General features: G+C 72.4%; 8 protein-coding genes and 4 pseudogenes. 7 read left to right on the top strand and 5 right to left on the bottom strand.

All coding sequences use genetic code 11. The features are described from left to right. Positions 1 to 561, top strand: a 561-nt coding sequence (locus EAO72_RS17630) for a class F sortase (protein ID WP_148018292.1), incomplete at its 5' end; no start/stop codon positions are given. A 198-nt stretch (positions 562 to 759) separates the two neighbouring features. Continuing rightward, positions 760 to 1,989, top strand: a pseudogene (gene thrS, locus EAO72_RS17625) (threonine--tRNA ligase); the annotation flags it as partial. Here thrS and EAO72_RS17620 read toward each other — a convergent pair. Next, the gene (locus EAO72_RS17620) at positions 1,986 to 3,182 is read right to left on the bottom strand and encodes an MFS transporter (protein ID WP_148018290.1); all 1,197 of its coding nucleotides are present in this window, start codon (positions 3,180 to 3,182) and stop codon (positions 1,986 to 1,988) included. The pseudogene thrS and the gene EAO72_RS17620 sit on opposite strands and share 4 nt — an antisense overlap. Before the next feature lie 78 nt (positions 3,183 to 3,260). Between EAO72_RS17620 and EAO72_RS17615 the strand changes: the two genes are divergently transcribed. Both EAO72_RS17615 and EAO72_RS17610 read left to right on the top strand, forming a co-directional pair. Next, on the top strand, positions 3,261 to 3,839 hold the full coding sequence (locus EAO72_RS17615; protein WP_148018289.1) for a sugar O-acetyltransferase: 579 nt from the start codon (positions 3,261 to 3,263) through the stop codon (positions 3,837 to 3,839). Positions 3,840 to 3,863: 24 nt separating this feature from the next. Then, positions 3,864 to 4,421, top strand: a complete 558-nt coding sequence (locus tag EAO72_RS17610) for a TetR/AcrR family transcriptional regulator (protein ID WP_148018288.1) — start codon at positions 3,864 to 3,866, stop codon at positions 4,419 to 4,421. A gap of 243 nt (positions 4,422 to 4,664) precedes the next feature. Here EAO72_RS17610 and EAO72_RS17605 read toward each other — a convergent pair. Continuing rightward, a pseudogene (locus tag EAO72_RS17605) lies at positions 4,665 to 4,880 on the bottom strand (hypothetical protein); the annotation flags it as partial. Continuing rightward, a pseudogene (locus EAO72_RS43130) lies at positions 4,879 to 5,112 on the bottom strand (protein kinase domain-containing protein); the annotation flags it as partial. The pseudogenes EAO72_RS17605 and EAO72_RS43130, both read right to left, overlap by 2 nt. Between EAO72_RS43130 and EAO72_RS17595 the strand changes: the two are divergent. After that, the gene (locus EAO72_RS17595) at positions 5,093 to 5,803 is read left to right on the top strand and encodes a hypothetical protein (RefSeq protein ID WP_261991534.1); all 711 of its coding nucleotides are present in this window, start codon (positions 5,093 to 5,095) and stop codon (positions 5,801 to 5,803) included. The pseudogene EAO72_RS43130 and the gene EAO72_RS17595 overlap by 20 nt on opposite strands. A gap of 164 nt (positions 5,804 to 5,967) precedes the next feature. Here the strand turns inward: EAO72_RS17595 and dnaN are convergent, their stop codons facing one another. Further along, positions 5,968 to 7,092, bottom strand: coding sequence for a DNA polymerase III subunit beta (gene dnaN, locus EAO72_RS17590; protein ID WP_148018287.1), 1,125 nt, complete (start codon positions 7,090 to 7,092; stop codon positions 5,968 to 5,970). 340 nt (positions 7,093 to 7,432) lie between these two features. Here dnaN and EAO72_RS17585 point away from each other — a divergent pair, with 340 nt between their 5' ends. Next, entirely contained in the window at positions 7,433 to 8,899 is a 1,467-nt protein-coding gene (locus EAO72_RS17585) for a helix-turn-helix domain-containing protein (protein WP_187285105.1), read from the top strand. 123 nt (positions 8,900 to 9,022) lie between these two features. Here the strand turns inward: EAO72_RS17585 and EAO72_RS17580 are convergent, their stop codons facing one another. Continuing rightward, complete coding sequence (locus tag EAO72_RS17580) at positions 9,023 to 9,916, bottom strand: glycoside hydrolase family 19 protein (protein ID WP_148018285.1); 894 nt, start codon at positions 9,914 to 9,916, stop codon at positions 9,023 to 9,025. A gap of 131 nt (positions 9,917 to 10,047) precedes the next feature. Between EAO72_RS17580 and EAO72_RS43810 the strand changes: the two are divergent. Continuing rightward, positions 10,048 to 10,192: pseudogene (locus EAO72_RS43810) on the top strand (glycoside hydrolase family 19 protein); the annotation flags it as partial.

Below are 10,192 nucleotides of genomic sequence, written 5' to 3'. Positions count from 1 at the left end.
GGCCTCGGCACCCGCGAGGCCCGCAGCGTGCCGTACGCCGACGACGACCCCCGCCAGGCTTCCCCCACTCCCTCTCCCGCCACCGCGCCGGCCCTGGCCCGTTCCGTGCCGAAGCGGCTGAAGATCCCCGCCATCGCGGTGGACGCCCCGTTCACCCCGCTGTCGATCGGGGCCTCCGGCCGCCTGGACGCCCCTCCCCCGAACGACCAGAACCTGGTCGGCTGGTTCCAGGGCGGCGTGACGCCCGGCGAGCGCGGCGCGTCGATCGTGGCGGGTCACGTGGACACGCTGACCGGCCCGGCCGTCTTCCTCCAGCTGCGGTTCCTGCGGCCCGGAGCCACGGTCGACATCACGCGTACGGACGGCACGGTGGCCACGTTCAAGGTCGACACCGTCGAGACGTTCAGCAAGGCCAAGTTCCCCGACAAGCGGGTCTACGCCGACACACCGGACGCCCAGCTGCGCCTGATCACGTGTGGCGGCACCTATGACAAGAAGGCCAAGGACTACGTGGACAACGTCGTCGTGTTCGCGCACCTCGACTCGGCCAAGAAGGGATGAGCCGACGTGCTCCCCCGCGGAAAAATCCCGTGCGCCGGACCACGGACCCCTGTTAGCGTCCGCAGCGTGAACAAGCGCGCCGCTATGACGACGACGCCGGAGAGTGTCCCGGCGCGCTGACTGCTGACCAGTGAGAAGCCCCGGGGCGAGTGCCCCGGGGCTTTCGCTTGCGGTCACTCGCCCTCCGTACGCGAGGAGACCGCCATGCACGACCACCGCAGACTCGGCCGCGAGCTGGAGCTGTTCGACACCGACCCGCTGATCGGCGCGGGACTTCCGTACTGGCTGCCGGACGGCGCCGCGCTGCGGCACGCCCTGGAGGAGTACATCCGCACCGCCGAGCGGCTGGCGGGCTACCGGCACGTGTACTCGCCGGTACTCGGCAAACGGGAGCTGTACGAGATCTCGGGACACTGGTCGCACTACAGCGACGACATGTTCCCGCCGATGGACCTGGGCGGCGAACAGGTCGTGCTCCGGCCGAGCCTGTGCCCGCACCACGCGGTCATCTACCGCTCCCGCGCGCACAGTTACCGCGAGCTGCCGCTGCGTATGGCCGAGCTGGGCGGCATGTACCGCTCCGAGCTCTCCGGGGTGCTCGGCGGGCTGACCCGGGTCCGGGCCATCCAGCTGAACGACGCCCACATCTTCTGCACCCCGGACCAGGTCGCCGAAGAGGCGCGGGCCGCGCTGGACATGATCCGACAGGCGTACGAGGCACTCGGCATCCGCCCGGTCCGGTTCCGGCTGTCGCTGCCGGGTCCTGGCGGGAAGTACGTCGCCGCGCCGGAGATGTGGCAGCGCTCGACCGCCCTGCTGGCCGAGGTCCTCGACGCGTCAGGGCTGCCGTACGAGGCGGTCGAGGGCGAGGCCGCGTTCTACGGGCCGAAGATCGACGTCCAGGTCGCCGACGCGGCGGGCCGCGAGTCGACCCTGTCGACCGTCCAGGTCGACTTCCACCAGCCGGAGCAGTTCGATCTGCACTACATCGGCGCGGACGGGGCGAAGCACCGGCCGGTCATGGTGCACCGCAGCATCATCGGCAGCGTGGAGCGGGCCGTCGCCCACCTCATCGAGCAGCACGGCGGCGCGTTCCCGCCCTGGCTCTCACCGGTCCAGCTGGCGATCCTGCCGGTCTCGGACGCCGAACTGCCGGACGCCGAGTCCCTGGCCGGACGTTGTGCCGCGCTCGGGCTGCGCGCCGAGGTCTCCGGCCGGGAGCGGGGCAGTCTGGGGGCCAGGATCCGGGAGGCCCGGCTGGTGCCGTACCAGGTGGTCATCGGCGCGGCGGAGGCGGCGGACGGCCTGGTGGCGCTGCGTCTGCGCGACGGCCGCCGCCTCGATCCGCTGCCGGACTCGGAGGTGCTGGAGCGGATCGGCGCACTGGTCTCGGCGCACAGCACCGAGGTGTGGGGCACCGGTCATTAGGCTGTGACGGGCTTCGCCTCGGTGCGCGGGGCTCCTCCGAGCGCTCCGGCCAGCGTGGACGCGACGACCAGCAGGGCGAGGACGACCGTCATCGTGAGCCGGAGTCCGACGTGGTCGGCCAGGAAGCCGAGCGCGGGCGGACCGACGAGGAAGGCGAGATAGCCCGCGGTGGAGACCGCGCCGACCCGTGCCGCCGCGTCGCTCGGGTGGTCACCCGCCGCTGAGACGGTGACCGGGAACCCGAGCGACGCGCCCAGCCCCCACAGCACCGCGGCCGCGCCCGCCATCGCCGGACTCGGTGAGACGATCACCACCGCCAGGCCCAGCGCGGCGACGACCGCGCTGATCCGGACGACCTGGACGGGGCCGAAGCGCTCCAGGAGGGGGCCGCCGGCGAAGCGGCCGAGAGTCATCGAGGCGGCGAACACCAGGAAGGTCAGCGAACCGGCGGTGGCGCTCACCTCGTAGCCGTCCACCATGAGCAGCGGCAGCCAGTCGTTGGCGGCCCCCTCCGCGAAGGCCATGGCCAGCACGATCACCCCGATGAGAACGAGCCGCCGGTCCCGCCACACGGCCAGCTGGCCCCGCCATCCGCCCGGTCCGGAGGTATCCGCCTCCTCCTTGCCCGTGCCGTGCGGGATCGCCCGGACGGCCAGGACCGCGGCGGCGGCGACGAGCAGGGAGACGGCTGTCAGGTGCAGGCCGACCGGTATCGCGGCCGCCGTCATCGCCATGCCCAGCAGCGCCCCGATCACGGTGCCCAGACTGAAGCAGCCGTGCAGCACCGGCAGCACGGGCCGGCCGATGACCCGCTCCACGTCCGCGCCCTCGATGTTGAACGCGACCTCGGCCAGCCCCATGCCGCCACCGAACAGGGCCAGTCCGCAGAAGACCCCGCCCGCCAGACCCAGGCTCGTGCCCGCCGCGACGACCAGCAGCCCGGCGACGATCAGCGCCGCGCCGACGGTGATGGCGGCCCGTCCCCCGTAACGGCGCACGAGCGGACCGGACGAGGTCACGCCGGCCATCGAACCGGTGGAGAGCCCGAAGAGCACCAGGCCCATCGCGCCCGTGGACACGTCGAGTCCGTCCCTGACGGCCGGGGTGCGCGCCACCCAGGAGGCCGTGCCGGTTCCGGCGGCGAGCATGAAGAGGAACAGGGCGGCGCGCCGGCGGCGTGTGGCGGCATCCATCAAGCGGGCCTCGGCAGTCCAGGAGAGGATTCAGCAGGAGCGTACGATCGTACGCCCTTGGAGTGTACGCTCGTACCCATGACGGACCACTTCGCGGGAGATCCGCGTACGAACCATGAGCGGATGCTCGCCGGCGACCTCTACATCGCCGACGACCCGGCGATCGTGGAGGCCCAGCGACGCGCCGTGCGCCTCGCCGCCCGCTATCTGGCGGCCTACACCGAGGACCCGGACGCCGCGCAGCCCGTGGTCGCCGAGCTCCTGGGCGGACTCGGCGCCGGTGCGCACATCCGGCCGCCGCTGTACGTGGACTACGGCTCGTACCTCACGGTCGGCGAGGACACGTTCATCAACTACAACCTCACTGCCCTGGACGTCGCCCCGATCACGATCGGCCGCGACTGCCAGATCGGGCCGAACGTCCAGTTGCTCACCCCCACCCACCCGGTGGAGCCGGAACCGCGGCGGGACAAGCTGGAGGCGGCGCGGCCGATCACCATCGGCGACAATGTCTGGCTGGGCGGCGGCGCAATCGTGCTGGCCGGTGTGACCATCGGGGAGAACAGCGTCATCGGCGCGGGAGCGGTCGTGACCAAGGACGTCCCCGCCAACGTGGTCGCGGTCGGCAACCCGGCCCGGGTGATCCGCTCGATCTAGCACCTCTCGGCAGAAGGAAACACCGTGGCGACCGGACAGAACGACCCCGAGCGGCGGGAGCGCATCATCACCGCCGCGCTCGACCTGATCGCGGAGGAAGGGGTCGCCGGGACCTCGCACCGCAAGGTCGCCGCGCGTGCGGGTGTGCCGCTGGGCTCGATGACGTACCACTTCGGCGGCATGGACGAGCTGCTGCGGGAGGCGTTCACACGCTTCTCCAGCAGCATCGTCGCCGTTTTCGAGGAGCGCCTCGGCGCGGCCACCACGCTCGACGAGGCGCGGGAGGCCGTCGCCGATCTGGTGCACCACCTGTCGGGGGGCAGCCAGCGCGAGCTCGTCCTCACCCACGAGCTGTACACCCTGGCCGCCCGCAAGCCCGCCTACCGCGAACTGACCCGGGAGTGGATGCGCCGCAGCCGCGTCGCCCTCGAATGGCACTTCGACCCGGCGACGGCACGTCAGCTCGATGCCCTGATCGAGGGCCTGTCCATCCACCGCGCCCTGGAGACGGAGCCCCACGACCGGGCCCTGACGACCGAGGCGATCGCCCGCATCACCGGGGCCCCCGGCGCGCGTTCCTGACGCGCGCCCCCATGTCTCCTGGCCGGCACCCCACCTGACCAAGGTGCCGGCCAGGTATTGCCTCGTCCGTCCGCATCCGCCCGGCGGCGCGGCCTGGCACAGGCGCCTGCGGCCACTTCCCGCCTCCGCCCCGTTCCCGCCCGCACGCCCACCCGGCCCCGGCCCGGACGGTCTCGTCAATCTCCTGAAGCCAACCGCACTCCTAACTGAGCGCAGAACGGGTCAATTGCCTTTCCGCTGCCGTTAATTGTTGCGCAGGGAGGGGTTGGACGAGGCTTCTGTTGCACACCTCTTGACGTTCTCCAGGGCGCGGTGGATGGACAGGCCCTCGATCAGGGCATCGAGCTGACGTGCCGTCGCCGGGTCGAAGTGCCATTCGAGGGCGACGCGGCTGCGGCGCATCCACTCCCGGGTCAGTTCGCGGTAGGCGGGCTTGCGGGCGGCCAGGGTGTACAGCTTTGCGCAGACAGTCCTGGATCAGTTCCACGAGGTCGACCGGTACCCCGGTCAGGTCCGGGTCCTCCTGTGCGATCCGGAACAACAGCGCGTGCACCCCGCTGGCCGCCGCGCCGAACGGAAGGCGCCCGGTCGAGGCGTACGCGAGCACCGCGCCCAGGCAGAACACGTCGCACGCCGGGGTCACGCGCTCGCCACGCACCTGCTCCGGCGACATGAAGCCGGGGGAGCCGACCCCCAACCAGGGCTACGCGTACGGCTATCCGCAGCAACCAGGTTTCGGGCCCACGCCTCCGTACGGCCCGGTCCAGCCGGCCGGCCCTCAGCCGCCGTCCCCGCGCCGCGGTGCCGGGTCGACCATCGCCCTCGTCGCCGTCGCGGTGCTCGTCGCCGTCGGGGCGGGCGGGTCCGTCTACGCGCTCATGAACGACCGCGGGGCGGGCACCACGGCTTCCCCCACCGACTCGGCCGATCCCTCCCCGGCGGACGACTCCTCCCACTCCCCTTCCCCCGACGGACCGCAGGACCCGTCGCCCAGCGACGACGGGCAGAACGGCGACGAGGAGGGAGCCGTTCCGCAGGAGTACGTGGGCACCTGGTCCGGCAGCATCGACAACGCCGCCGGACACTCCACCCGCGAACTCGTCATCCGGCAGGGCGAGGTGGGCGACGTCGTGCTCACGCTCACCGCGGAGGGGCCACTGGACACCGGCGGCTCCTACCGCTGCGTCTTCCAGGCGGATCTCGCGACGGAGCCGTCCGAAGGCGAACCGGTCAGCATCGGCCCGTCCGCGGTGACGGAGGGCGAGCCGATGACGTCCTGCACACCGGGCAGCTCCACCACACTCACCCTGCTCCCGGACGGCACCCTGAGCCGGGTGAACACGGACTCCGGGGAGAAGCTCACGTACACGAAGTCCGACTGAGCCGACGCAGGTCGAAGACCCCCGGTCGACGCCGCCCCGCAGTGGCCGGTCCGCAGTGGCCGGTCCGCCACGGCCAGCCCGCAGCAGCCGGCCGCCGTGGCCGGTCCGCAGCGGCCTCATCAGGACCCGGCACCGCTGGGGCGGACCCCTGGCCCGAAGCGCCCCTACATCAGCGGCTTGACCGACATCAGCAGATGCTGGTGGGCCCCCTCCGCCGGACCTGCCGCGTCCTCCCGCGTCGCATGCCCGGTGACCATGGCGCGCTGCCCCGGCCCCATCAGCCTGAGCCGGACGACCGGGGCGTCGAAGGAGGCCAGTGCGTCCATCAGGTACGACGGGTTGAAGGCGACCGTCAGCTCGTCCGTGCCCGTCAGCTCCGCGGGCAGCCGCTGGGACGCGACATCGTCCTCGTATCCGGCCTGGAGGAGCACCGCGCCGTCCCGGAAGGCCAGGTGCAGCGGGCTGTCCCCGTCCGCCACCACCGAGACCCGCTTGACCGCCTCGACCAGCGGCTCACGGTCGGTGACGGCGGCGACCGGGTCCTTCATCGCGAACAACTTGTCGTGGCGCGGCAGCCGCCCGTCCAGGAGCCGCACCGTCGTGCGCATGCCGTCCAGCTCGAAGCCGGCCGAGCCGCCGTCCAGCGCCAGGCTGACCAGGCCCGCCCGGCCGAAGGAACGGGCGATCTCCGTGAGTCTGCGGGACGGGACGACGACATCGGCCGAGACGTCCGCCGCCGCGGGCTTCCACGCGAGCCGGCGGACCGCGAAGCGGTACCGGTCCGTGGCCGCCAGGGTCATCCGGTCCCCGTCGAGCGCCAGCCGGATCCCGGTCAGCGTCGGCAGGGTGTCGTCCTTGCCCGTGGCCACCGCCACATCGGCGACGGCCGCCGCGAACTCCTGTCCGTCCACCGCCCCGAGCACATCGGGCAGCGGCGGCAGGGACGGGTAGTCGTCGAGCGGCAGGACCGACAGACCGAAGCCGGCGCCGCTGCCCGTCACCGTGAACCGGGACCCCTCGACCGCGCACTCCACCGCCCCCTCGGGCAGCACCCGGCACACGTCCAGGAGCCGGCGGCCCATGACCAGCACCCGGCCGGGCCGTATGGTCTCGGCCGATACGTCGATGCGGGCGGACGCCTCGTAGTCGAGGCCGGAGATGTGGAGCCTGCCGTCCGCCGCTTCCAGCAGCAGTCCGCCCAGCACGGGAACGGGCGATCTAGTCGGCAGCACCCGGGCCGCCCAGGCCACGGCATCCACGAACTCGCCGCGTTCGATCCGGAACTCCATGGTGGTGACCTCTCCTCGCGCGCCGGCCGTCTCCGGTCTCCGACGTTAAGGGGCACCACTGACAACGCGACGAAAAGGCGGCTGCGGCCGACGACAGCGGCCACCCCCGTGAGCCGATGRCGTCGTCCCCCGCACCTCTCCCCCGAAAGGCCCGCAACCGCGTTCGGACTCTAGGGCGCGGGCTGGACGAGGGAAAGATTCAGTTCGCACGGTGTGGCCGGCCGGAGGTATCAGTTCGCACAGCCGAACCGGTACGCTGCACTCCGGTTTCTGGCGGGAGTACGGGGACGGGGGCGGCGGAAGAGTGCACGCGCGGAGGCGGGCCGAGGACGTCATACGGATGCACGGACTTGCCCGGTCGGGCGGCTCCCAGGAGCTGCTGCGCTGGGTGTCGGGGCGGGCGGACGGCTGGGCGGGACTGCTCGACGGCGACGGCACCGTTCTGCATGGCGTCGCCCGGGCCCCCGAGTCCTCGGTCGTCGGGGCGGCCCTCGCGGCGGAGGGCGCCCGGGAGCTGACCGCGCTCGGTGCCCGCTCCTTCTCGTTCGACGAGGACACCCACACCGCTCTGCTCTACTCGCTGGACGCCCCGCCGGACGTTCCCGCACCGGTGCTCGCCGTGGTCGGCCGGCGCCCGCTGCCCGAGGGTCTGGCCACGCTCCTCGCCGACGCGGCCCTGCCGCTGGCCCTGTGCTGGGCGGCCGAGACCGTCGAACGCAAGCGCCGTCGCGTCGACCTGGCGGAGTCCCGCGGCCGGGAAGCGGTGCTGCATCTGCTGATGACCGGCCAGTTGTCGATCGCGCACCAGGTCGCCGGCGCCCTGAAGCCCAGCCTGCCGGACCCGGTCCGGGTCTGCGTCGTCGAGTGCGCGGGCCGCGACCGGGACGAGGTGGCCCGCATCTGTGCGGACCTCTCCGGCGGAAGGTCCTGGATCGTGCGGTGCCCGGTGTACGCACGCCACCTCATCCTCATCGTGCCCGCACGCCCCGGGCACTCGGACGGGCGGCTCGGCCCGCAGGTCGCCTCGGTGGTGGACGACTGCGTCGTCGGCATCAGCGAGGACGTGACACTGGCCGACACGGCGACCGCGTACCGCCAGGCGTTCCACGCGCTCGCCGTCGCCCGCGGACTGCCGGAGCGGCACGCCCACTTCGGCTCGGCTCCCGAACTCGCCCTGGTGACCGGCGCGGAGGGCGCCCGGTGGGCGGACGCGCTGCTGGCCCCGCTGCTCGCCCATCTGCCGCGCCGCGGCCAGGACCCGGGCAGCCAGGAACTCGCGGCGACCCTCGCCTCCTGGCTGGCGTTCTCCTCGCACGCGACCGAGCACCTGAAGATCCACCGCAACACACTGGCCGCACGGCTGCGGCTGATCGGCGAGCTGCTGGGCATGGACCTGCACAAGGTCGCCGACCAGTCCGCGCTCGACCTGGCCCTGCGCGTCCGGGCCACGCCGGCCCTGCCCAGGCCCACGCCCCGGCAGGCAGGAACCGGCGCGGAGTCCGTGCGCTCGCTGGACGAGATCCTGCGCCTGCCGGCGGTCCGTGCCTGGGCGGCGCAGCAGGTGCAGCCGCTCGGCGCCCCGGGGACCGGCGGCTCCGCCGACCCGCACACCACCCTGCGTACCTGGCTGGACCACGAGGCCCAACTCGGCCCGGCCGCCGAGGCGCTGCGCATCTCCGTGCCCGGGGCGCGCAAGCGGCTGACCCGGCTGGAGACCGTGCTCCAGCGCTCACTCCTGCGGACCCCGAGCGCCCGCTACGACCTGTGGCTCGCGTTCCGGGCGCTGGACCTCGCCGGCCCTGGATGACCGGAACGCAGGGGTGCGCCGGACGACCACCGCGCGGACCCCACCTGCCCCGGAGGACGGGAACGGGGGGTGCACCGGGCCGTCGGGCCCGGCGCACCCCCCGTTCCCGGGGAGTTCAGCCGGTCAGCAGCTGAGGTTCGATCCGGCCGTGGTGCCGAGGATCTGCACGAAGGCCTGGTACTTGTTGATGCGGCTCTGGACCTGGGCGGGGTTGCCGCCGTTGCACTCCAGGGAACCGTTGATGGAGCGGATCGTCTCGCCGAACCCGGCGCCGTTCACCATGGCGTTGTGGGCCGTCATGGTGCCGGGACCGTTCTGGGTGTTCCAGTACCAGAGGCCGGTCTTCCAGGCCACGGAGGCGTTCTGCTCGACCAGGTAGGGGTTGCCCAGCAGGTCGATGCCGAGCGCGTCCCCGGCGGCCTTGTAGTTGAAGTTCCAGCTGAGCTGGATCGGACCGCGCCCGTAGTACGCGGCCTGGCCCGCGGGGCAGCCGTAGGACTGGCTGGTGTCGCAGTAGTGCGGGTAGTTGGCCGTGTTCTGCTCGACCACGTACACCAGGCCGCCCGTCTCATGGCTGACGTTGGCGAGGAAGGCGGCGGCCTCCTGCTTCTTCACCGTGTCGCTGCCGGTGTTGGCGAAGCCCGGGTAGGCGCTCAGCGCGGCGGTCAGACCGCTGTACGTGTAGAAGGAACTGCGGCCCGGGAACATCTGGTTGAACTGCGCCTCGCTGACGACGAAGCCGCCGGACGAGCCCGGGTCACCCGGGTCCGTGCCGCCGCTTCCGCAGCTGCCCTGGTCGGCCCAGACGTCGGAGCTGCCGGGCTTTTCGTTCTGGGTCCACCACTTGGCGGTCCAGTTGTGCCCGTTGTACGAGGCGGCGCCGCCGCCCGTATAGACGGAGGAGGAGTTCCAGGCAGCCGCGCACGCGGCCGCCGAGGCGGTGGTGGCGGGGAGGATGACGACCGTCGCGACGACCGCGACCAGCGCGGCGAGCAGGCCCATGACGCGTTTGATCATGTGATCACTCCTTCGGCGCGGCGCACCGAGCTCATCGGTGCGCCGCCATGGGGGGTGCCGACACTCAAGCGTCATGGTCTGGACCTGTCAAGGTCTAGACCAAAGCCAGGGGACCTTCCCCACCCGGCCCCCAGAACGGCCCCGGCACCATGACCTCGCACGACGCCATGGTCGGCGGTGCGGGCTTCGGTGAGACGATCCGGTCGCTCAACGGGGCGCTGGAATGCGACGGCGGCAACCCCGCGTCCGTGGCGGCGAGGGTCGCCAAGTATGAGC

This window comes from Streptomyces sp. OR43 (genome assembly GCF_008042275.1).
Taxonomy (GTDB): Bacteria; Actinomycetota; Actinomycetes; order Streptomycetales; family Streptomycetaceae; genus Streptomyces.
The sequence above is the reverse complement of the archived record's forward strand: the minus strand, read 5'-3'. Positions and strand labels throughout refer to the sequence as shown.

Coding starts and splice junctions, on each gene's coding strand:
- EAO72_RS17620 (WP_148018290.1), bottom strand. CDS start 3,182: ATGGATGCCGCCACACGCCGCCGGCGCGCCGCCCTGTTCCTCTTCATG.
- EAO72_RS17615 (WP_148018289.1), top strand. CDS start 3,261: ATGACGGACCACTTCGCGGGAGATCCGCGTACGAACCATGAGCGGATG.
- EAO72_RS17595 (WP_261991534.1), top strand. CDS start 5,093: ATGAAGCCGGGGGAGCCGACCCCCAACCAGGGCTACGCGTACGGCTAT.
- dnaN (WP_148018287.1), bottom strand. CDS start 7,092: ATGGAGTTCCGGATCGAACGCGGCGAGTTCGTGGATGCCGTGGCCTGG.
- EAO72_RS17585 (WP_187285105.1), top strand. CDS start 7,433: ATGCACGGACTTGCCCGGTCGGGCGGCTCCCAGGAGCTGCTGCGCTGG.
- EAO72_RS17580 (WP_148018285.1), bottom strand. CDS start 9,916: ATGATCAAACGCGTCATGGGCCTGCTCGCCGCGCTGGTCGCGGTCGTC.